At 68.4% G+C, this 20,078-nt stretch carries 21 protein-coding genes; 12 read left to right on the top strand and 9 right to left on the bottom strand.

Annotated elements, in window-relative coordinates:
- The first annotated feature begins 281 nt into the window (after window positions 1-281).
- The 7 genes from HRV97_RS06455 to HRV97_RS06425 all read left to right on the top strand — a co-directional run bounded on the left by HRV97_RS06455 (window position 282) and on the right by HRV97_RS06425 (window position 8,304).
- A complete protein-coding gene (locus HRV97_RS06455; RefSeq protein ID WP_174193159.1) occupies window positions 282-1,763 on the top strand; it encodes a DEAD/DEAH box helicase in 1,482 nt (493 codons plus the stop codon).
- 99 nt (window positions 1,764-1,862) lie between these two features.
- Complete coding sequence (locus HRV97_RS06450; RefSeq protein ID WP_174193157.1) at window positions 1,863-2,123, top strand: hypothetical protein; 261 nt, start codon at window positions 1,863-1,865, stop codon at window positions 2,121-2,123.
- A 176-nt stretch (window positions 2,124-2,299) separates the two neighbouring features.
- Window positions 2,300-3,472 carry a CaiB/BaiF CoA transferase family protein gene (locus HRV97_RS06445; RefSeq protein ID WP_174193156.1) on the top strand — a complete coding sequence of 391 codons (1,173 nt, stop codon included), beginning with the start codon at window positions 2,300-2,302 and terminating at the stop codon, window positions 3,470-3,472.
- Window positions 3,473-3,681: 209 nt separating this feature from the next.
- Window positions 3,682-5,781 (top strand): TonB-dependent receptor, encoded by a 2,100-nt coding sequence (locus tag HRV97_RS06440; protein WP_174193154.1) that lies wholly within the window; start codon window positions 3,682-3,684, stop codon window positions 5,779-5,781.
- A 167-nt stretch (window positions 5,782-5,948) separates the two neighbouring features.
- Entirely contained in the window at window positions 5,949-6,545 is a 597-nt protein-coding gene (locus HRV97_RS06435) for a DUF4142 domain-containing protein (RefSeq protein ID WP_246248577.1), read from the top strand.
- A gap of 65 nt (window positions 6,546-6,610) precedes the next feature.
- Window positions 6,611-7,165 carry a uracil-DNA glycosylase gene (locus HRV97_RS06430; RefSeq protein WP_174193153.1) on the top strand — a complete coding sequence of 185 codons (555 nt, stop codon included), beginning with the start codon at window positions 6,611-6,613 and terminating at the stop codon, window positions 7,163-7,165.
- A 392-nt stretch (window positions 7,166-7,557) separates the two neighbouring features.
- Complete coding sequence (locus HRV97_RS06425; protein ID WP_174193151.1) at window positions 7,558-8,304, top strand: glycosyltransferase family 2 protein; 747 nt, start codon at window positions 7,558-7,560, stop codon at window positions 8,302-8,304.
- Window positions 8,305-8,341: 37 nt separating this feature from the next.
- Here HRV97_RS06425 and HRV97_RS06420 read toward each other — a convergent pair whose 3' ends face one another.
- Window positions 8,342-8,536, bottom strand: coding sequence for a hypothetical protein (locus tag HRV97_RS06420; RefSeq protein ID WP_174193149.1), 195 nt, complete (start codon window positions 8,534-8,536; stop codon window positions 8,342-8,344).
- 121 nt (window positions 8,537-8,657) lie between these two features.
- Here HRV97_RS06420 and HRV97_RS06415 point away from each other — a divergent pair, with 121 nt between their 5' ends.
- Window positions 8,658-9,143 carry a metallophosphoesterase family protein gene (locus tag HRV97_RS06415; RefSeq protein WP_174193147.1) on the top strand — a complete coding sequence of 162 codons (486 nt, stop codon included), beginning with the start codon at window positions 8,658-8,660 and terminating at the stop codon, window positions 9,141-9,143.
- Window positions 9,144-9,283: 140 nt separating this feature from the next.
- On the opposite strand, the gene HRV97_RS06410 is transcribed toward HRV97_RS06415, so the two are convergent.
- Window positions 9,284-10,141: a type 1 glutamine amidotransferase gene (locus tag HRV97_RS06410; protein ID WP_343044451.1), complete on the bottom strand. Its 858-nt coding sequence runs from the start codon at window positions 10,139-10,141 to the stop codon at window positions 9,284-9,286.
- Between the two features lie 86 nt (window positions 10,142-10,227).
- Between HRV97_RS06410 and HRV97_RS06405 the strand changes: the two genes are divergently transcribed.
- The 3 genes from HRV97_RS06405 to HRV97_RS06395 are packed head-to-tail and all read left to right on the top strand — an operon-like array spanning window position 10,228 to window position 11,976.
- The gene (locus tag HRV97_RS06405) at window positions 10,228-10,644 is read left to right on the top strand and encodes a cupin domain-containing protein (RefSeq protein ID WP_174193145.1); all 417 of its coding nucleotides are present in this window, start codon (window positions 10,228-10,230) and stop codon (window positions 10,642-10,644) included.
- Window positions 10,641-11,621, top strand: a complete 981-nt coding sequence (locus HRV97_RS06400) for an SDR family oxidoreductase (protein ID WP_174193143.1) — start codon at window positions 10,641-10,643, stop codon at window positions 11,619-11,621. The genes HRV97_RS06405 and HRV97_RS06400 overlap by 4 nt, the downstream gene beginning before the upstream one ends.
- Window positions 11,575-11,976 (top strand): hypothetical protein, encoded by a 402-nt coding sequence (locus HRV97_RS06395; protein ID WP_174193142.1) that lies wholly within the window; start codon window positions 11,575-11,577, stop codon window positions 11,974-11,976. The genes HRV97_RS06400 and HRV97_RS06395 overlap by 47 nt, the downstream gene beginning before the upstream one ends.
- Window positions 11,977-12,150: 174 nt before the next feature.
- Here the strand turns inward: HRV97_RS06395 and pncB are convergent, their stop codons facing one another.
- Window positions 12,151-13,455 (bottom strand): nicotinate phosphoribosyltransferase, encoded by a 1,305-nt coding sequence (pncB, locus tag HRV97_RS06390; protein WP_174193141.1) that lies wholly within the window; start codon window positions 13,453-13,455, stop codon window positions 12,151-12,153.
- A 20-nt stretch (window positions 13,456-13,475) separates the two neighbouring features.
- Window positions 13,476-14,333 (bottom strand): glucose 1-dehydrogenase, encoded by an 858-nt coding sequence (locus tag HRV97_RS06385; RefSeq protein ID WP_174193140.1) that lies wholly within the window; start codon window positions 14,331-14,333, stop codon window positions 13,476-13,478.
- A 213-nt stretch (window positions 14,334-14,546) separates the two neighbouring features.
- Here HRV97_RS06385 and HRV97_RS06380 point away from each other — a divergent pair, with 213 nt between their 5' ends.
- The gene (locus HRV97_RS06380; protein ID WP_174193139.1) at window positions 14,547-15,404 is read left to right on the top strand and encodes a manganese catalase family protein; all 858 of its coding nucleotides are present in this window, start codon (window positions 14,547-14,549) and stop codon (window positions 15,402-15,404) included.
- A gap of 118 nt (window positions 15,405-15,522) precedes the next feature.
- On the opposite strand, the gene HRV97_RS06375 is transcribed toward HRV97_RS06380, so the two are convergent.
- The 5 genes from HRV97_RS06375 to fumC all read right to left on the bottom strand — a co-directional run bounded on the left by HRV97_RS06375 (window position 15,523) and on the right by fumC (window position 20,013).
- Entirely contained in the window at window positions 15,523-16,845 is a 1,323-nt protein-coding gene (locus HRV97_RS06375) for an ABC1 kinase family protein (RefSeq protein ID WP_174193776.1), read from the bottom strand.
- A gap of 368 nt (window positions 16,846-17,213) precedes the next feature.
- Window positions 17,214-18,062 (bottom strand): DUF5694 domain-containing protein, encoded by an 849-nt coding sequence (locus HRV97_RS06370; RefSeq protein ID WP_174193138.1) that lies wholly within the window; start codon window positions 18,060-18,062, stop codon window positions 17,214-17,216.
- Window positions 18,063-18,121: 59 nt separating this feature from the next.
- Window positions 18,122-18,334, bottom strand: a complete 213-nt coding sequence (locus HRV97_RS06365) for a hypothetical protein (RefSeq protein ID WP_174193137.1) — start codon at window positions 18,332-18,334, stop codon at window positions 18,122-18,124.
- Window positions 18,334-18,540: a hypothetical protein gene (locus tag HRV97_RS06360; protein ID WP_174193136.1), complete on the bottom strand. Its 207-nt coding sequence runs from the start codon at window positions 18,538-18,540 to the stop codon at window positions 18,334-18,336. Before HRV97_RS06360 ends, HRV97_RS06365 begins: the two co-directional genes overlap by 1 nt.
- Window positions 18,541-18,624: 84 nt before the next feature.
- On the bottom strand, window positions 18,625-20,013 hold the full coding sequence (fumC, locus tag HRV97_RS06355) for a class II fumarate hydratase (RefSeq protein WP_174193133.1): 1,389 nt from the start codon (window positions 20,011-20,013) through the stop codon (window positions 18,625-18,627).
- Between the last annotated feature and the right edge of the window lie 65 nt (window positions 20,014-20,078).

Here is a 20,078-nt window from a genome sequence, read left to right as displayed (position 1 = left end):
GGTCGGAAACGACTACTCAAGCAGGTAAGCGATATGGATGGAGGTGGCTGAACACGCGCTGACCGCGGTTGTTCATCGCCGGACCTTGACTTTTTGCGCTGCGGCGAGCACATGGCCGCTCATCGAGGCGTTTGCAGCGTGATCGATCCCGCGAGGGATCCGGCTCCGCCTCGGTCGATCAACGACCGACCTCCCAAGTCACGCGGGGTGTCTTTTCCTACCCCTGACCCTTTCCGCGTTGTCGGCGCGGCGGGGGCGTGTTCATTTGGGACCATATTTCCATGTCATTCGCACATCTCGGCCTGGCCGAGCCGCTCGTCCGCGCGATCGAGGCCAAGGGCTATTCCGAGCCGACGCCGATCCAGCGCGACAGCATCCCCACCTTGCTCGAAGGCCGCGACCTGCTCGGCATCGCGCAGACCGGCACCGGCAAGACCGCCGCGTTCGTCCTGCCCTCGATCCAGCGTCTCGTCGCCGCCGACAAGCGCGTGCTGCCGACGCACGTCCGCATGCTCGTCCTCGCTCCCACCCGCGAGCTCGCCAGCCAGATCGCGGAAAGCGCGCGCGGTTACGGTGCCTTCTCCAAGATGTCGGTCGCGACCGTGTTCGGCGGCACCAGCATCAACAAGAACCGTCAGGACGTCAGCCGCGGCGTCGACATCCTGGTCGCGACGCCGGGCCGCCTGATCGACTGCGTCGAGCAGGGTTACATCAACCTGTCGATGATCGAGATCCTGGTGCTCGACGAGGCCGACCAGATGCTCGACCTGGGCTTCATCCACGCGCTCAAGAAGATCGTGCGCATGGTGCCGCGCAAGCGCCAGACCTTGTTCTTCTCCGCCACCATGCCGGTCGCGATCCGCGATCTGGCGGCCCAATTCCTGACCGATCCGGCCACCGTCTCGATCAAGCCCGCCTCGACCACCGCCGAACGCGTCGATCAGTCGGTCGTGTTCTGTAACCAGGCCGAGAAGCAGGCGCTCCTCACCATCATGCTGCGCGAGACGAAGATCGACCGCGCGCTCGTGTTCACCCGCACCAAGCACGGCGCCGACCGCGTCGTGAAGCTGCTCGCCGGCAACGGCATCGCGTCGAGCGCGATCCACGGCAACAAGAGCCAGCCGCAGCGCGAGCGCGCGCTGGCGCTGTTCAAGTCGGGCGAGGTGCCGATCCTGGTCGCCACCGACATCGCCGCCCGCGGCATCGACGTGTCAGGGGTCAGCCACGTGTTCAACTTCGAGCTGCCCAACGTGCCCGAGCAGTACGTCCATCGCATCGGCCGCACCGCGCGCGCGGGTGCGAGCGGCGAGGCGATCGCCTTCTGCGCCGACGACGAGAAGCCCTACCTGAAGGACATCGAGAAGGTCACGCGGCAGAAGATTCCGGTCGTCGCGCTCCCCGACGATTTCATGCGCCGTGCCGATCAGTTGAAGGCAGAGCGCGTCAAGGCGATCGGTGCCGACCCCGCCCCGCGCGTCGACCGGCAGCGTGGTCCCGCGCGTCCCAAGGCGTCGCACAACCCGCGTCCCGCGCACGGTTCGCGCCAGCACGAGCCGCAGCCGCTCGGTAGCCGCGGCGGATCGTCGGCGCGCGGCGGCGGCCATGGTGGTCAGGGCCAGGGTGGCGCGAGCGGCGGCAACGGCGGCGCGGGTGCCGGAACCGGTGGTCGCAACTACGCCAACGCCAGCCGTCGCGGCGGCAACGGCGGCGGCGGCGGGGCCGGTCGGCGCGGCGGCGGCGGCGGCGGTCGCAGCTTCGCCTGATCCGCTTGCCCGATCGGGTGCACGAGGCCCGCGTCGTTCCCGCATCCGCGGGAGCCGCGCGGGCCTCGCTGCGTTCGGGTGGGGAAAGGAGCCTGGATCATGGACGTATCCGTCACCCCACTGGTTGAACGCATCGCGCGCGTGCTCGCCGGACAGCGCATCAGCGCCAACGCCACTGGTCAGGAAGAGTCCGCGGCCAAGCTGATCGACCTGAAATGGCCCGACTACCGCGACGACGCACTAGCGGTGCTGCGCACGCTGCGCGAACCGTCGGAGGCAATGGCCGCAGCAGGCGACGTCGCCGTGTGGGAGCGCATGGTACTGGTGGCGCTCGACGAGGCGAAGCCGGAAGTGGCGTGACGGTGGACGCCACGTACGCTGATCAGTTGGCGATGACGCTTCCTCTCTCGTCATCCCGGACCTGATCCGGGATCCCGCTGCCTTTTCGCCCAGCCGCGAGAAGCGGGACCCCGGATCAGGTCCGGGGTGACGGAAAGAGGTGGTCGTGGCGTAACGGGCCGACGTAGAAAGACGTCATGACCTCCGCCACCGACGCCCCCATCCCTGCCACCCCACCGCGCCCGCTCGCCGGCCTGCGCGTGCTCGAACTCGCGCGTATTCTCGCCGGACCGTGGTGCGGGCAGTTGCTCGCCGATCTGGGCGCCGACGTGATCAAGGTCGAGCGGCCCGGCGAGGGCGACGATACCCGCCACTGGGGCCCGCCGTTCGTCACCGCGGCGGATGGCAGCGATTTGTCCGCGGCCTATTATCACGCCTGCAACCGCGGCAAGCGCTCGGTCGCGATCGATATCGCCACCCCCGAGGGCCAGGCGCGCGTCCGCGCGCTCGCGGCAAAGGCCGACGTGGTGATCGAGAATTACAAGGTCGGCGGCCTCGCCAAATACGGCCTCGACGCCGCCGCGCTGCGCGCGCGAAACCCACGGCTGATCGTCTGCTCGATCACCGGCTTCGGGCAGACCGGGCCGTACGCGCACCGTGCCGGCTACGACTTCATCGTTCAGGGCATGGGCGGCATCATGTCGCTGACCGGCGAGCCCGACGGTGCGCCGCAGAAGAGCGGAGTGGCGATCGCCGACCTGTTTACCGGCGTCTATTCGGCGGTCGCGATCCTGGCGGCGTTGCAGCAGCGCGCGCAGACCGGCCAAGGCGCGCACCTCGACATGGCACTTCTCGACACGCAGGTCGGCGTGCTCGGCAATCAGGCGCTCAACTGGATGGCGAGCGGCGCGGTGCCGCAGCGCATGGGCAACGGCCACGCCAACCTCGCCCCGTATCAGAGCTTTCCAACCAGCGACGGCGATCTGATCGTCGCGGTCGGCAACGACCGGCAGTTCGCGAAATTGTGCGCGGTGCTCGGCACTCCTGCGCTCGCCGAGGACGTGCGCTTCGCGACCAACCCGGACCGCGTGCGCAACCGGCCTGCGCTGCTGCCGCTGATCGTCGCCGAAACAGTGAAATGGGACAGCGCCGGCCTGCTCGCCGCGCTGGAGGCGGCGGGCGTCCCAGTCGGCCCGGTCAACCGCGTCGACCAGGTGTTCGCCGACCCGCAAGTGATCGCGCGCGGGATGCAGATCAGCGTCGCGGGGCTTGCCGGACTTGCCGCACCGATCACGATCGACGGCGCGCGCGTCGTCGCCGACCGCGCGAGCCCGCGGCTGGGCGAGCACGCCGACGCCGATTGGGCGTAATGTCGCGCGCGATTGAACCTCGCCATCCGTCATCCCCAACTTGATCCGGGATTTCGCTTTCTCGCCGCGTGAGAGAAGAAGCGGGACCCCAGATCAAGGTCGGGGCGACGAGGAGGAGGGGTGCGTCGCAACACACGACAGCCTCTCCGCGGTCGCGTCCACGCGCCGATGCCGCTACGACGCAGGCGTCCCCCCGCACGAGTAATCCCATGATCCGCCGCATCGCCCTGCCCGCGCTCCTGCTCGGCCCCGTCCTGCCCGGTATCGTCCTGCTCGGCATCGCATCGCCCGCGGCGGCGCAGACCGCCGCACCCGCCGCCGACATCGTGGTCACTGGCCGCGGCCTCAGCGATCGCCCCGGCGACGCCGCCGCAGCGTTGGTGACGATAAACGCCGATCGCATCGCCACCAACGCCGCCGACCGGCTCGAAAGCGTGCTCGCCAACGTCGCGGGATTGCAGCAGTTCCGCCGCTCGGACTCGCGCTCGGCCAACCCGACCAGCCAGGGGATCAGCTTGCGCGGGATCGGCGGCAATGCGTCGAGCCGCGCGCTGCTGATCCTCGACGGCGTACCACAGGCGGACCCGTTCGGCGGCTGGGTGCCCTTCCCCGCCTATGCCACCGATCGGATCGGGCGCATCCGCGTGACGCGTGGCGGCGGCAGCGGCTACTTCGGTCCGGGGGCACTCGCCGGGACGGTGGAGTTGGAGAGTGCGACGCCCGCACAGGTGCCAGGCTATCTCGGCAGCCTCGCCTACGGCAGCCGCGACTCGGTTGACGCACAAGCGTCCGCGACGCTCAGCAACGCCGGCGGGTTCGCGACGCTGTCGGGCGCCTACGCGCGCGGCGACGGCTTCGCGCCGATCGTCGCGGAGGATCGCGGACCCGTCGACGGCCCCGCGCCGTACGAGCAGGCATCGGGCGCCGCGCGCGCGGTGATCCGCACCGGCGCCGACAGCGAGTTGCAAGCCAACGTCAGTGCATTCACCGACCGCCGCACGCGCGGCACCGCGTTTACCGCCAACAAGAGCGAAGGCGCGGACGCCAGCCTGCGGCTCGTCGGGCGGGGGCGCTGGGGCTATTCGGCGCTCGCCTATCTCCAGGCGCGCAGCTTCGCGTCGCAATTCGCCAGCATCGACGCCGCGCGCACGACCGCGACGCAGACGCTCGACCAGTATAACACGCCCGCGACCGGCCTCGGCGCGCGGTTAGAGCTGGTGCCGCCGCTGGGCGCGGGCGCCGACCTGCGGCTCGGCATCGATTGGCGCGACGTCAGCGGGCGCACGCAGGAGCTGTACAGCTACACCAACGCGCTGCCGACCAGACGGCGCGTCGCCGGCGGCAGCAGCACCACGCTGGGTGCCTTCGCCGACGCCAGCTTGGAGCGTGGTCCGCTAACGCTGACGCTCGGCGGGCGCGTCGATCGCTGGTGGATCGAGGACGGGTCGCTCGTCGAGCGCGCGCTCGCCACCGGCGCGGCGTTCACCGACGAGCGCTTCGCCGACCGGAACGGCACGGAGACGACCGGCCGCGCGGGTGCGGCCTACCGCGTGATCGAGAGCGTGACCTTACGCGCCTCGGCCTATCGCGGCTGGCGCTTGCCCACCCTCAACGAACTATACCGCCCCTTCCGTGTCGGCGCGGACGCCACCGCCGCCAACGCGTCACTCGCGCCCGAGCGGCTGAGCGGCGTCGACGGCGGCGTCACGATCGTGCCCGCAGCCCGCGTCAGTCTGGCCGCGACCTTATTCTGGAACCGGCTGGAGGACGCGATCGCCAACGTGACGGTGGCGCGCGGGCCGGGCAACTTCGCGGGCGTCGGCTTCGTGTCGGCGGCGGGCGTGTACCGCGTGCGGCAGAACCTCGACGCGATCCGCTCGACCGGGTTCGAGATCGACGCTGATTGGGACATGGCCGGCCCGGTGTTCGCGCGCGCGTCGTGGAGCCACGTGTCTCCGCGAGTCGAGGCGTCGGGCAGCGCCGCCGCGCTCAACGGACTGCGCCCCGCGCAGACGCCGCGTGACCTCGTGTCGGCGACGCTCGGCTGGCGGCGCGATGCGCTGGCGCTGTCGGCGACGCTGCGCCACGCCGCGCGCCAGTTCGAGGACGACGGCAACACGCGCACGCTAGCGCCCGCTACCACGCTCGACGGATATCTGTCGCTCCCGCTGACCGCCGCACTGGCGCTGGAGGCCCGCGCGGAAAACCTCTTCAATGAGCGCGTCCAGGCGGGGGTGAGCGGCGCCGATCTCGTCGAGCGCGCGACGCCGCGCACCTTGTGGATCGGCGTGCGGCTGCGCGGATCGTGACGCGAACGACCAAGCAAATCGGCAAGTTCACCGTCGCACGAACAACATCTTCGCCAAGTCGACGCTAGCAACGCGACGAGCCGACCTGATCGAGATCAATATTGTTTCTGACCCAGCAGTGAAACTTGCCGACCACCTTCAGGGTTGAGCGGGCGTAGCGTGGTTTGATGCCGCGATCCATTTACCTGCCCGATCTTGACGGAGAGACGACAATGAAGATGCTGACCGGTCTGGCCATGATGCTCGCAACCGCTGCCGCGCTGCCCGCCGCCGCGCAGACCCCGCCGCCGCCGCCCCCGCCCGAGGCGAAGACGCAGGCGATGCCCTACGTCATGGCATCGGGCATGAGCGACCTGTACGAGATCAACTCGAGCCAGATCGCGTTGCAGAAGGCGCAGAGCCCGGCAGTGAAGCGCTTCGCCAACATGATGATCAAGGAGCATCAGAAGACCACCGCCAAGACGATGGCGGCGGCGAAGAAGGCCGGGCTGAACCCGACGCCGCCGATGCTCGACGCGGGCGCCACCGCCTCGATCAACGAGTTGCAGACGGCAGCGCCGGGCGACTTCGACCGCATCTATCTCGCGCAGCAGCTGCCGGCGCACCAGGCGGCGCTCGACCTGCAGCAGAGCTACGCTTCGGGCGGCGACCAGGCGGCGCTGCGTGCCAACGCCAAGGCGGCGGCACCGATCGTTAAGCGTCACGTCGACATGGTGACCAAGATGCAGGCCGGCGACATGAAGGGCGGCAACCACTCGATGTGAGCCGCATCGCACCGGCACAACTCGTGCCGGTGCGAGCACTCCCTGCCCGCTATCCGATGCAAAGCATGATGGATGACGGGCAGCGGCTGGAGCAATGGCGGCGCTCGCTGGTCGACAGCGGGCGCCGTATGCCGTTGTTCGACCCCCGCGATGGCGGTGTGGCGGCCCGGTTGCTGATCCTGCTCGAAACGCCCGGTCCGGGTGGCGCGGAGGAGCGCGCGGTTTCGCGCGACAACCTCACCGGCACTGCGCGCAACCTGACGCGCTTTTTGGCTGTTGCCGCAATCGCGCGGCACGACACGATCTTGTGGAACACGGTGCCGTGGATCGTTCACGAACCCGGCGCGCGCAACCGCGCGCTGCGACGCGGTGAGATCGGCGAGGGACTGGCGACGCTGCCCGGCTTCTTGGCGCTGCTGCCGCGATTGCGCGTCGTCGTCCTGTCCGGGCGCGTCGCGCGCGAGGCGGCGCCCATCGTCGCGGCGCAGCGCCCCGGCCTGCCGGTGCTCACCATGCCGCACCCCTCCCCGACGATCGTCTGCACCAGCCCGGCGATCTCGGCGGCAATCCGCGACACGCTGGCGCAGGCCAAATCGCTGCTGGACGCGACCAAGGAGTGAAACCGTCATGGAGCGGCGCCACTGCGACCACGGACAGGAGTTATAACGCGATGTCGCCCAGCGCATGATGATCAGTGCGGCATCTCCATGATGAACCGACTGTAGAAGGCCGCCGCTCCTCAGGCAAGGAGCTGTGCGTCACCCCAGATGTATGCGGAAGTCTAATGAGGGCTGTTCCAACGCGCGCGCGCCGACGCACACCTTTATAACCGATCCAGCGATCGTAACCGCGCATCGCAGCACCGTTGCCATGATGCGCGAGCCGCTTTCGATGCACGCAGTCGCGCGCTATACCTCTCCCGATCTCGCAGACTCATCAGCGGGTTATCGGCCCGGCACGCGTCGCACCAACGCGCGGCGTTCCGGTGCCGCGTTCAAGCATCGAAGGACCCATGTACCTGCCGCCACTCGCTGTCACCCGGATCGATCTTCCGCTTCCCGCCTACGATGTCGTGATCCCGTGCTACAATCGCGCGCACGTCGTGGCGGACGCGCTGCACAGCGTGTTGGCGCAGGACCATGCGCCGACGCGCGTCGTGCTGGTCGACGACGGATCGCGCGACAACAGCGCCGCGGTGATCCGGCGGCTCGCCGACGCGGATGTGCGCGTCGAGGCGGCGGTGCTGCCGCGCAACGGCGGCGCATCGAACGCGCGCAACGTCGGCATGTCCTTGTGCCGCTCGCCCTGGATCGCCTTTCTCGACAGCGACGACGTCTGGCTTGCGGGCGCGGCGGCCGCGCTGCTGGAGCCGGCGGAGGCGCTCGACGTGGTGGTCGGCTTTTTCGCGCGCGCGGCGGACGGCGCCGCGATCGGCAGCGCCGAATGCGGATGGAACGGCGGCGACATTCGCGAAGCGCTGTCAACGGGCGGCGTGATCGGGCCGAGCTGGTCGATCGTGCGGCGCGCCACCGTCACCGGCGTCGCGGGCTTCGATCCGAGCTTCCACAATTGCAACGATTGGGATTTCTACACCCGTGCCGCGGCCGCCGGCGCGCGCTTCGGGCGGATCGGCCGCTGCGTCGCCTTGTACCGCACGGTGGCGGGCGATCGGCTGGTCGACGACGTCGCGGTGAACGCGATCAACGCCAAGCGCGTGCTGGCGCATCCTTATCTCGCCGCGCTGCGCACTGCCGCCTGAGCCCTGCGCGTCCACTCACCGCCGCGCGCGCCTGCGCTCAGCCGCGCTCCAGCAAGCGGCGGATGTAGCTCCACCGGCGACGCTGGAAGCTGGCCCAGTAACTGCGCGCAATCCGCCCGCGCACGTAGCTCATGGCGTCGGTACCGTGATCGACCTTGACCTGCTTGGCACGGCGCGCCGCACTCGCGCGCCAGGTCTCGCGCGCTCCCGTGAAATAATCGAACCGTCGCATAGCCGCCTCGCACAGCTCCGTTACAAAGCGGTCCTATACGCTGGAGGCTGTCGCACCCGCATCGAGCGAATCTTACAAAGTGTGTCTGCCGACGCACTTTCGTGCTGAGGTATGTCTACTTATGGGTCGCTTCTTCACCGCCGACACGCATTTCGGCGATCATCGCACGATCAACATCCAACGCCGCGCGTTCGAGAACGTCGCCGCGATGGATCAAGCGCTGATCGAGCGCTGGAACGCGGCGGTCAGTGTCGATGACGAGGTCTGGCACCTGGGCGACGTCGCGCGCCGCCCCGCCGATGTTGCGCCGTTGCTGGCGGAGCTCAATGGCACCAAGCATCTGGTCCGTGGCAACAATGATCCCGACGCGACGCTCGCCGCCCACGGCTGGGCGAGCGTGCAGGATTACGTCGAACTAGAGGAAGACGGGCGCAAACTGGTGCTGTGCCATTACCCGTTCCGCTCATGGAACGCGCAAGGACGCGGCGCGATCAACCTCCACGGACACAGCCACGGTCGGTTGAAGCCGATGCCGCGCCAATATGACGTCGGCGTCGACGCGCGCGACTTAACACCCGTCACCCTCCAGCAGCTGATCGCGCGCTAGAGCGGCTCCGGAGCGATCCAACCCACCGTCATCCCTGACTTGATCCGGGATCCCACTACTTTCTCCTGCCCCGTCCGAGAAGCAGGACCTCGGATCAAGTCCGGGGTGACGCCAGCAGATTGTATTTGCCCAAGCACACCCTAACCCGCCGACTTGCGCTCGCCCCGTAACGTCGGGATCGCCGCGATAAAGTTGGCGATCTCCAGCCGACGCCGGTCCTCCTGCGCGAACTCCGCATCGACGCCCAGCTCCCAGCGCGCGGCGTGGTCGTCAGGATCGCGGTGAATACGGTCAAGCAACTCGGCGCGGCGCTCGACCGCCGCCTCGTCGCTCGCCAGCCCCGCCTCGACCAGCGACGCCGCCTGCGCGCGGATCGCGGAAGCGATCTCACCGGGTGCGAGCTCGGGATGATATTGCACGCCCCAGAACACGCCCGCCCCGCAGCGGATCTCCGCCGCCTGCACCCGCGTCGCGCCGTTGGAGGCGAGCAGCGTCGCATCCGCGGGCAGTTCCTCGACCTCGTCGGTGTGGATCGACGCAGTGTCCCACGCGGGCGTGCGCCCGGCGAGCAGCGGGTGGTCGCGGCCCTCCTCCGTGGCGACGATCCGACGCCCGATCGCGGCCTCCATTCGCTCCGGCATTTCGCGCACGCGCCCGCCCGCCGCGGCGACCGCGACCTGCAACCCCGCGCACGACCCGAACGACGGCACGCCGCTGGCGAACACCTCCCGCATGAATGCGATCTGCCGGCGCACCTCCGGCGCATCCTCATAAACGTGGAGCGGCGATCCGGTCAGGAACACCGCATCGAACGCGGCGATCTCGTTCGCGTCCATCCGGTCGCCGTCCGCATCGGCGGGTTCGATCCGCGTCACATCGGCGCCCGGCACCATTTGCTCCAGCGTCGCCTGGAACGTCTCGCCCGGACTCTTGCCTGCTCGTTCGCGCCGCTCGGCGCGGTGCTCGGCCGTCTCACTTTCCGCCACCAGGAATTTCACGCGCGTCCGATCGAATGATTGTTGGATGACGCGTGAACGCTCCGGGCCCTGCGTCGTTACCACCCCAAATACGCAGGAGAAACAAAATGGCGATCTTCAACAAGGACATGGTCGAGCTCGCGAACAAGAACGAGCTGTGGCAGAAGGAAGTGTATCGCGACAACAAGGTACAGGTGGTGCTGATGAGCATCCCCGCGGGCGAGGAGATCGGCATGGAAACGCATCCCGCCGACCAGACCACGTTCATCGTCACCGGCGACGCGCATGTCACGATCGACGGCCACAATACCAAGGCCGGCCCCAACCACATGGTGGTCGTGCCCAAGGGATCGCAGCACAATATCGTCAACAAGGGCTCGTCGGCGCTGAAGCTGTTCTCGGTCTACGCGCCCCCCGCCGAGCCCGAGGGTGCGGCGTTCAAGACGAAGGAAGAGGCCGAGGAAGCCGAGAAGGGCCTGCTCGCCAAGGCGACCGACGCGGTCAAGGACGCGATCGGCCGATGAGCCGCCGGTCCTCCGCCTCACGCGTCGTCATCACCGGCGCGTCGAGCGGCATCGGCGCGGCGACCGCGCTCGCCTTTGCCAAGAAGGGCGCGCATCTCGTGCTCGCTGCGCGGGGTGAGGCCGGGCTGGAGGACATCGCCACCAAGGTGCGCGCCGCCGGCGGCACCGCGGAGGTGCGCACGCTCGACGTGACCGACGCTGCCGCGGTCACCGCTTTCGCCGCCGACGCGCAGCGTGTGCTGGGTGAGATCGACCTGTGGTTCAGCAACGTCGGGATCGGCGTGGTCGGCAAATATCACGACGTGCCGATGGCGGATCACCGACAGGTCATCGACGCGAACCTGATCGGCCACATGAACGACGCGCATGCGGTGTGGCCGATCTTCTTAAGCCAGGACCGCGGCACCTGGGTCAACATGATCTCGGTCGGCGGTTTCTTCGCGACGCCCTATGCCGCCGCCTACGCCGCCAGCAAGTTCGGTCTGCGCGGGTTCAGCGAGGCACTGCGCGCGGAGGTGTCGAAGCGCCCACACATCCACGTCTGCGACATCTACCCCACCTTCGTCGACACGCCGGGCATCGACCATGCGGGCAATTACACCGGCGCGAAACTGTCGCTGCCGCCCGGCGCGCTCGCACCCGAAACGGTGGCGAAGGCGGTGGTGAAACTCGCCAAGCGTCCGCGCAATACCACTGTGGTTGGCGCGCCTGCGTGCGTGCTCAAGCTCGGGCAGTTCGCCACCCCCAACCTAGGTGCCGCGATGATGAACGGCTTCATGGACGTGTGGTCGGATCGCGCCGAGCCGGGCGAGGACAGCCAAGGCGCACTCCACGAGCCGCCCGCGGGCGCGAGCGGGGTCGAGGGCGGGCGTCGCCATCCCGAACGTCGTCGCAAGGCCGCGGTGGTGGCGGGCGGCGTCGCGGCCGCCGGTGCGGCGGGGCTCGCCGCCTTCCTATGGCGCCGCCGTCACGACTGATCCCGCCCCCGTCACCCCGGACGGCCGCTACCTGGTGGTGCGCGGCCGGCTGTGGCGGCGGAGCAATCCCGCTCTGTCCGCCGAGCGTCGTGCCGAGTTGGTGTCCGAGCTGATGGACGCGCGCCGCATCGTCGGCAGCGCGGGCCGTGCCGACGACCGCGATGCCGTCGCCGCCGCGCGTGCCCGCGTCCACGCGGCGAAGGTGGCGCTGGGCGAACGCGGCCCGGTGTGGTGGCACGACGGCGCGCCCGACCTCAACCGTCACCTCGCACGCAACACGCCCTATGCGGCATGGTTTGCCGGCCTAGCTGACGAGCACTCCCCTCCCTGGAAGGGAGGGGTCGGGGGTGGGTAGGTGAGACACGGAGCGCCGCGTACCCGACCAACCCACCCCCCGTCCCTCCCTTCCAGGGAGGGGAGCAGGTAACCCCTAACCTGCTTCGTCATCCCGGGCTCGACCGGAAATCCCGCTGCCTTGCCCCGCAATCCGAGAAGAAGCGGGACCCCGGATCAAGCCCGGGGTGACGGATCAAACCGAAACCGCCGCCTGCGTCCGCCCACCCTCACCGAAAATCCGCAAGTAACGCGCGATCTCCGCCGGATCACCGGTCGCCTTCGACGGATTGTCCGACAGCTTGACCGCCGGTCGCCCGTTCGCCGCGATCACCTTGGCGACGAGCGAGATCGGCTCCAGCGCGCGGCCCCCTTCCGGATCGCAGCCGCGAAAATCGTTGGTCAGGTTGGTGCCCCAGCCGAAGCTCATCCGCACCCGCCCGGCGAAATGGCGATAGGTCGCCTCGATCGAATCGACGTCCATCCCGTCGGAGAAGATCAGCAATTTGCCGCGCGGGTCGCGCCCGCGCGCGCGCCACCAGTCGATGACCTGCTCGCCCGCGGTGATCGGCGGCAGGCTGTCGGGTCGGAACCCGGTCCAATCCGCCACCCAGTCGGGCGCTCCGCGGAGAAACGCCGCCGTCCCGAACGCGTCGGGCAGGACGACGCGCAAATTGCCGCCGTAATGCGCCTGCCATTCCTCCAGCACGCGGTACGGCGCCGCCGCCACGCCCGCGTCATTGTCAGCCAGCGCGGCGAACACCATCGGCAGCTCGTGCGCGTTCGTCCCGATCGCCTCCAAATCGTTGTCCATCGCCAGCAGGACGTTGGACGATCCGATGAAGCGCCCGCCCAGCCCTTCCTTCAACGCCTCGACGCACCAGCGCTGCCACAGGAAACCGTGCCGCCGCCGCGTGCCAAAATCGGAGATGACGAGGTCGGGCAATTGCCGCAGCCGCTCGACCTTCTCCCACAATTTGGCTTTCGCGCGCGCGTAAAGCACGTCGAGCTCGAACCGCCCGCGTGCGCGAAGCGCGGCACGGCTGCGCAGTTCGTTGACGATCGCGAGCGCGGGGATCTCCCACATCGTCGTGTCGGTCCACGCGCCCTCGAAGTGCAGCTCATACTGCCCGTCCGCGACGCGCAGGTCATAGTCGGGCAGGCGGAAGTCGGCGAGCCAGGCGAGGAAGTCGGCCGCGAACATCCGCCGCTCGCCGTAGAAGGTGTTGCCCGCGAGCCAGATCAACTCCTTCTTCGCCAGCCGCACCCCGCGTGCGTGATCGAGCTGTTCGCGCAACTCACGCTCGTCGACCACCTCGGCCAGCCGCACCGACTTCGTCCGGTTGATCAGCGCAAAGGTCGCGCGCACGTCGCGGTGCTCGCGCCAGATCATCTGCAGCATCAGCAGCTTGTAGAAATCGGTGTCGAGCAAACTACGCACGATCGGATCGACGCGCCAGCTATGGTCGTACACGCGCGTGGCGATGTCGGTCACCGCCACGCGGTCCTCCGTTCGTTAGCTCAGAGGAACGGCGTACCACCCGTCACCGGGATTGTCGCGCCCGAGATGTAGCTCGCCTCGTCGCTCGCCAGCATGACATAGGGCGGCGCGAGTTCGGCCGGCTGCGCCGCGCGGCCGATCGGCGTTTCCTGTCCGAACGACTTCACCTGATCGACGGGCATGGTCGAGGGGATCAGCGGCGTCCACACCGGGCCGGGTGCGACCGCATTGACGCGGATCTTGCGGGCAGCCAGCATCTGCGCCAGCCCGGCGGTGAAATTGTGGATCGCCCCCTTGGTGGTGGCGTAGGCGAGCAGTGTCGGCAACGGCTTGTCCGCGTTGACCGAGGTCGTGTTGATGATCGACGATCCCTCACGCATGTGCGGCACCGCGGCTTTGCACAGGTAGAACATCGAGTGCATGTTGATCGCGAACGTCTTCTCCCACTCCTCGTCGGCGATGTCCTCGATCTCCGCGAACGTGTGCTGGTATGCCGCATTGTTCACCAGCACGTCGACGCGTCCGAACGCCTCCACCGCCTTCGCGACCACGTCGCGCGCGTGCGCGGGATCGCTGATGTCGCCCGGCACCAGCACGGCACGGCGCCCCGCATCCTCGACCAGCCGCTTGGTCTCGGCCGCGTCCTCGTCCTCGTTCAGGTAGCTGATCAGCACGTCCGCGCCCTCGCGCGCGAAGGCGAGTGCCACCGCGCGGCCGATCCCGCTGTCGCCACCGGTCACGATCGCCTTGCGGTCGTTCAGCCGGCCGTAACCGACGTAGCTGTCCTCGCCGTGATCGGGGCGCGGGTTCATCTGATCGGTGGTGCCGGGCACTTCCTGCTGCTGCTCGGCGAAGGGCGGTTCGGGGCGGTAGGTCATGGCTCGGTTCCTCGTTGTCCGACACAGAAGAACCGGGCGTCCGATGCGTTCCGCCGCCGTGCTAATGTGTTGACACAGATCAACTCGCCTGAGGAAACTTGATCCAGATCACTGAGAAACCACGCTTTTGTTGTGGTTGCGCAATAAACCAGCCCCGACCGTCATCGTTCATGGCCGTGGAAAGCGCGTCAGCGCCCAACCGAAAGGCCGACCATGTACTATCATGACAAGCGACTGCAGTATCCCGTCACGGTCGAGAAGCCCGATCCCCAGTTCGCGCGGATGTTGCAGCAGGCGATCGGCGGCGTGGAAGGCGAGATCCGCGTCTGCATGCAATATTTCTTCCAGGCGTGGGGCAATCGCGCGCCGACCACCAAGTACCGCGACATGCTGCTCCACACCGCGACCGAAGAGATCGGCCATATCGAGATGCTGGCGACCGCAGTGGCGCTCAACCTCGACAAGGCACCAACCTCCTTGCAGGAAGAAGGTGCGGCGGACGGCATCGTCGGCGCGGTGATGGGCGGCGGCAGCGCCAAGGGCGCGATCGAGGGCATGATCCACAAGAACTTGCTGTCCAGCGGGCTCGCCGCGATGCCGATGGATTCGGACGGCGTACCGTTCAACATGAGCCACATCTACGCCAGCGGCAACGTCGCCGCCGACATGTACTGCAACGTCGCCGCCGAGAGCACCGGACGCGTGCTGGCGGTGCGCTTGTTCAACGCCGCGCATGACGAGGGCATGAAGAAGATGCTCCATTACATGATCGCGCGCGACACGATGCACCAGGAGCAGTGGCTCGCGGTGATCGAGGAACTAGGCAAGGAAGCGTCAATGCCGATCCCCAATTCCTTCCCGCAGGAGAAGGAAGACAATCAGAACAATTACAACTTCTACGTCACCTCGCTCGACGGCAGCTATCCCGAGGGTCGCTGGACCAGCGGGCCGAGCCTCGACGGCCGCGGCGAGTTCACCGTGTTCCGCAACGAGCCGCTCGGCGACGAGCCGGTGCTGGGCGCGGCGCGCCCTGACAGCGGTGCGCAGGCCGAGCAGATCGGCAAGGCGTGAGGTGATGGAGCACCGCGGTTGGCAAACCGCGGTGCCTCCTCCTTTCGTCATCCCGGGCTTGACTCAGAATCCCGCTTACTTGCTTGCGTGTCTCACAGGTCGCGGGCTGCGACCGGCGTCACGCACCCATCTCCCCGATCCGCGCTTCCACCATCGCGCGAATGTCCACCCGCGCCTTCAACCGTGCGGCGAGCAGCGCGGTGCCGCTGATCTTGCGCTGGACGAACAGGGTGTCGATCGGCGGCACGTGCCAGGTCGATCGATCGCGCGCGATGTCGATCGCCTGCTCGCGCAACACGCCGACGAACGCGCGGTCGCCGAAGTCGAACAGACCGGGCTGGTTGAGCTCGCCCAGGATCACGTCGATCATCCGGTCGACCAGCGCGCGGTGCGCCACCGCCGCCGCCTCGCCCATGAACCCCGCCGCGACCGCCGCCTCGCGCACCGCGTCGCGGTTTCCCGACAGCCCGGCCGCCAGCAGCCGGCGATAGCCCGCGCTCGTTTCCGCCGGCACAGCCCGCGCCGCGCCGAAATCGAGCAGCACCAGCCGACCCGTATCCGGTTGCCAGCGATAATTCGCGAAATTGGGGTCGGTCTGCATCAACCCCCAGTCGAACAACTCGCGCAGCACCAGCGCGATCAGCCGCGTCATTGCCGCGTCGCGCGTCTCCTGCGCCCCATCCTCCAACGTCTCGATCGGCACTCCCGCGACGAAATCCATCGCCAGCACGCGTTCGGTCGTGAGCGTCGGCTCGAGCGCGGGCACGACGAAGCCGCCCTCCTCCGCGAGCAGCTCACGGTAGCGCGTCAGCATCGCGCCCTCTCGGCGATAGTCCGCCTCCTCGTGCAACTGCCGCTTGGCCTCGTCGAGCAACGGGCGGATGTCCAGCTCGCGCGGCAGCAGCCCCGACACGCGCAGCAAGGTCGCGACATTATCGACGTCGGCGTCGATGCTCTCCTTCACGCCGGGATATTGCACCTTGATCGCCAGCTCGCGCCCGTCGGGCAGCCTCGCACGGTGGACCTGCCCGATCGAGGCGGCGGCGATCGGGTGCGCCTGAAAATGCGCGAAGCGGCGCCGCCAGCCCGGACCCCATTCCTGCGCCAGCACCATGTCGAGCTGCTTGGGCGGCATGTGGTGCGCATTGTCGCGCAACCGCGCCAGGATCTGCGTCAGTTCAGGCGGCAGCACATCGCCCGCGTCCATCGACACCATTTGCCCCAGCTTCATCGCCGCGCCGCGCAAATTGGCGAGCTGATCGGCGACGCGCGTCGCGTTCGCCGGGGTGAGCAGCAGGTCGCCCATTCGCGGCCGCTCGCCGCTCGCCAGCCGCCGCGCGCCCTCCGCCACCACGCCGCCCGCAACCCCGCCCGCCAGCCGCCCGAACGCGCCCAACCGCGCGACACGTCCGCTCGGCACGCGACGTCCGCCGCCGGTCATCCGTTCCTCATCGTCCACGCACGCACTCCTTCGCGCGCCCAACGTCCGGCACGGCGCGAAAGGTTCGGCGGCGCGTCTCGTCCGTCATCACGGTCCTGAGCCCACCTCGACACTCCAAGTGTCGAACGGAGCGGGACCCCGGATCAAGTCCGGGGTGACGGGTCACCATGATAAACGGCTAGCGGTCACGCACCGGCGTGCTTCGCCTGTGCCGATCATCGGTGGCCGGCAGTGATGTCACCCCATCTACCCACATGTCATCCCAGCCTTGAGCCGGGATCCCGCTACTTTTCCAAGCGTTGAGAGAAGCCTTACCCGGATCAAGTTCGAGGTGACGCAGGGTGAACATCCGGCCGCTCACCCGGCGCTCAACACCGCCGCTTCGGCCCCGCAGGCAGGAAGTCGCGCGCGTCCGCAACGTTGAACGTCCCCGACTCGCTCGCGTACGTACGCAGCAGCGGCGCATGGCCCGCGCCGAAGATCACCACTGTCCGATCGCCCGGCCGCCCCGCGACGCGCGCCAGATTGGCGTAGATGCGCAGGTTGCGCGCATGCCAATTGCCGACCCAGTTCGCGCCGGGGTTGTCGCGCACGTCGCCGAAGCGCGCGATCGTGTAATAGGCTGCCTCGTTGCGCCGCATCGTCTCGGGCTCGGCGTAATGGCGCAGCCAGTCGCCGACCGAGGTGCAGCGCTGCCGCGCGCCGACCGCGTCGGCCTCGGCCTGCGCCTCGCGCTGGAACGCCGCCCATTCGGTGCCGCGTCCGTGCGCCTTCATCCATCCAGGAAAGTCGTAGTCCGCATCCTTGCCCGGCGCGTCGCCCACGAAATCGCCCGCGTCGACGCGCGGCAGGCCGAGCTTCGCCGCCAATCGCAGACCTAGTTGATCACGCTCGTCGGCGGTCAGCGTATAGCGCCCGGCGCGGTAATCGGCGTAGCGCTTGTCGAGCTTGGCCTGATCGGCCGCGTTCCATTCCACCGCGACGTGATTGGGGCGGAACCGCGCCAGGCGGTCGACCACCGCCTCGATCTCGCGCTGTCGTTCAGGCGTCAGCACGTTCTCGACGCGCACGTTGGCGATATCGCGCGACGGATTGTCGAAATGGCCCGATCCGACCACCAGCAGCACCGGGCGGTTACCCGAGAACGACACGCCCTGCGCGAACACGCCGCCCGCGCACAGCGCGGTCAGTACTCCGCCGATCAGCCACTTTCTCATCGTGCGAACTCCCCGCTGCGCTCGTTCTTCAAACACAGCGGGGAGGTGGCATCAACCCGTCACACGCGCGGCGGCACGCCCGCGCGGGAGGCCTTGCGGCGATCATAAGCCTTCTTGCCCAGATAGGCCGCGCTCGCCGCCATGCCGAGCGGCCCCATGCGCGAGAGCCCACGCGTCAGCAGCCCGCCGACGATCGCACCTTTTACGCCGCCGCCACGATTGTTCTGGCTCACTTCGCGGCCGACCAACGCGCCCAAAATCGTCCTCAACATCACACGCTCTCCTTGATCCGGTCGCCCAGCACCGCGACACCCTTCAACACGCCCCAACCGCTCGCGTGAGTGACCACGATCGGCAGAACCACTTTCAACACGTTGGCGGTCACCGCACCGATCAGCGCGCCGTCGGCGGCGCTGTCGTCGCCCGACATCGCGTCGATCGCGCCGCCGACCAGCGCACCCACACTTGTTGCACCCATGGAATGATCCTCCTGAGCTACGTTAATGAGCGGAACGCCCCGCGGTTCCGAAACGGACCTTCGCCGGCTGGTTGTTCAAGTGCCTCAGCGCCCGATCATCGTCTCGGGCCGTACCACGCGGTCGAACGTCGCGGCATCGACCAGCCCCAGCGCCAGCCCCGCCTCGCGCAGGGTCAGCCCCTCGGCATGCGCGTGCTTGGCGATCTTGGCCGCATTGTCGTAGCCGATCTCGGGCGCTAGCGCGGTGACCAGCATCAGCGAGCGGTCGAGCAGTTCGGCGATCCGGCGCTCGTTCGGGACGATGCCGGTGACGCAGCGCTGCTCGAACGCGCGCATGCCGATCGCGAGCAGATCCATCGAGCGCAGCACGTTGCTGCCGATCAGCGGCTTGAACACGTTCAATTCCAGATGCCCCTGCAGGCCGCCGATCGTCGCCGCGATGTGATTGCCCATCACCTGCGCGGCGACCATCGTCAGCATCTCGCACTGCGTTGGATTGACCTTGCCCGGCATGATCGAGCTGCCGGGCTCGTTCGCGGGCAGGTCGATCTCCGCCAGGCCCGAGCGCGGACCAGAGGCGAGCAGGCGGATGTCGTTGGCGATCTTGGTCAGCGCCACCGCCAGCGTGTTGAGCGCACCCGACAGATGCACCAGCGCATCGTTGCAGGCCAGCGCCTCGAACTTGTTGTCCGCGGGGACGAAGCGAATGCCCGTCAGCGCCGCAATCTCGGTTGCGATGTCGCGGTCGAACTTGGCCGGCGCGTTCAGCCCGGTCCCGACCGCGGTGCCACCCTGCGCCAGCTTGTTGACGTCGATCAGCGCGGCGTCGATCCGCGCGCGGCAAGCCGAGAGTTGCGCGGCATAGCCCGAGAATTCCTGCCCCAACGTCAGCGGTGTCGCGTCCTGCAGATGCGTCCGCCCGATCTTGACCAGATCGGCCCAGTCGCGCGCCTTGGCGTCGATCGCGTCGTGCAGGCTGGTCAGCGCAGGGATCAGATCGCCGCCCGCCTTGATCGAAGCCGCGACGTGCAGCGCGGTCGGGAAGCTGTCGTTCGACGATTGCCCGCGGTTGACGTCGTCATTGGGGTGGACCGGCGTCTTGCCGCCGCGGGTGCCCGATAGCGCCTCGTTGGCGCGACCCGCGATCACCTCATTGACGTTCATGTTCGACTGCGTGCCCGACCCCGTCTGCCAGATGACGAGCGGGAATTGATCGTCGAGCCGGCCGTCGATCACCTCGCGCGCCGCCGCCTCGATCGCGTCGGCCTTCTCGCCCGCGAGCCCATGACGCTTGTTGACGCGCGCCGCGGCGAGCTTGACGTAGGCAAGCGCGCGGACGATCTCGATCGGCATCCGCTCGCGCGCGCCGAACGGGAAATTCTCCAGGCTACGCTCGGTCTGCGCGCCCCAGTAAGCGTCGGCGGGAACCTCGATCGGTCCGATCGAGTCGGTTTCGGTGCGCGTGTCGGTCATGCCCGATCAAGCGCGCGGGCGCGCAAGTCGTTGCACGCTCGCCGACACTGGCGGACTGCGCTGTC

The organism is Sphingomonas hominis (assembly GCF_013328205.1).
GTDB lineage: Bacteria > Pseudomonadota > Alphaproteobacteria > Sphingomonadales > Sphingomonadaceae > Sphingomonas > Sphingomonas hominis.
The sequence above is the reverse complement of the archived record's forward strand: the minus strand, read 5'-3'. Positions and strand labels throughout refer to the sequence as shown.

What these genes read in the sequence shown, in the direction of transcription:
- HRV97_RS06455 (WP_174193159.1), top strand. Translation starts at nt 282, where the DNA reads ATGTCATTCGCACATCTCGGCCTGGCCGAGCCGCTCGTCCGCGCGATC.
- HRV97_RS06450 (WP_174193157.1), top strand. Translation starts at nt 1,863, where the DNA reads ATGGACGTATCCGTCACCCCACTGGTTGAACGCATCGCGCGCGTGCTC.
- HRV97_RS06445 (WP_174193156.1), top strand. Translation starts at nt 2,300, where the DNA reads ATGACCTCCGCCACCGACGCCCCCATCCCTGCCACCCCACCGCGCCCG.
- HRV97_RS06440 (WP_174193154.1), top strand. Translation starts at nt 3,682, where the DNA reads ATGATCCGCCGCATCGCCCTGCCCGCGCTCCTGCTCGGCCCCGTCCTG.
- HRV97_RS06435 (WP_246248577.1), top strand. Translation starts at nt 5,949, where the DNA reads ATGCCGCGATCCATTTACCTGCCCGATCTTGACGGAGAGACGACAATG.
- HRV97_RS06430 (WP_174193153.1), top strand. Translation starts at nt 6,611, where the DNA reads ATGATGGATGACGGGCAGCGGCTGGAGCAATGGCGGCGCTCGCTGGTC.
- HRV97_RS06425 (WP_174193151.1), top strand. Translation starts at nt 7,558, where the DNA reads ATGTACCTGCCGCCACTCGCTGTCACCCGGATCGATCTTCCGCTTCCC.
- HRV97_RS06420 (WP_174193149.1), bottom strand. Translation starts at nt 8,536, where the DNA reads ATGCGACGGTTCGATTATTTCACGGGAGCGCGCGAGACCTGGCGCGCG.
- HRV97_RS06415 (WP_174193147.1), top strand. Translation starts at nt 8,658, where the DNA reads ATGGGTCGCTTCTTCACCGCCGACACGCATTTCGGCGATCATCGCACG.
- HRV97_RS06405 (WP_174193145.1), top strand. Translation starts at nt 10,228, where the DNA reads ATGGCGATCTTCAACAAGGACATGGTCGAGCTCGCGAACAAGAACGAG.
- HRV97_RS06400 (WP_174193143.1), top strand. Translation starts at nt 10,641, where the DNA reads ATGAGCCGCCGGTCCTCCGCCTCACGCGTCGTCATCACCGGCGCGTCG.
- HRV97_RS06385 (WP_174193140.1), bottom strand. Translation starts at nt 14,333, where the DNA reads ATGACCTACCGCCCCGAACCGCCCTTCGCCGAGCAGCAGCAGGAAGTG.
- HRV97_RS06380 (WP_174193139.1), top strand. Translation starts at nt 14,547, where the DNA reads ATGTACTATCATGACAAGCGACTGCAGTATCCCGTCACGGTCGAGAAG.
- HRV97_RS06375 (WP_174193776.1), bottom strand. Translation starts at nt 16,845, where the DNA reads ATGACCGGCGGCGGACGTCGCGTGCCGAGCGGACGTGTCGCGCGGTTG.
- HRV97_RS06370 (WP_174193138.1), bottom strand. Translation starts at nt 18,062, where the DNA reads ATGAGAAAGTGGCTGATCGGCGGAGTACTGACCGCGCTGTGCGCGGGC.
- HRV97_RS06365 (WP_174193137.1), bottom strand. Translation starts at nt 18,334, where the DNA reads ATGTTGAGGACGATTTTGGGCGCGTTGGTCGGCCGCGAAGTGAGCCAG.
- HRV97_RS06360 (WP_174193136.1), bottom strand. Translation starts at nt 18,540, where the DNA reads ATGGGTGCAACAAGTGTGGGTGCGCTGGTCGGCGGCGCGATCGACGCG.
- fumC (WP_174193133.1), bottom strand. Translation starts at nt 20,013, where the DNA reads ATGACCGACACGCGCACCGAAACCGACTCGATCGGACCGATCGAGGTT.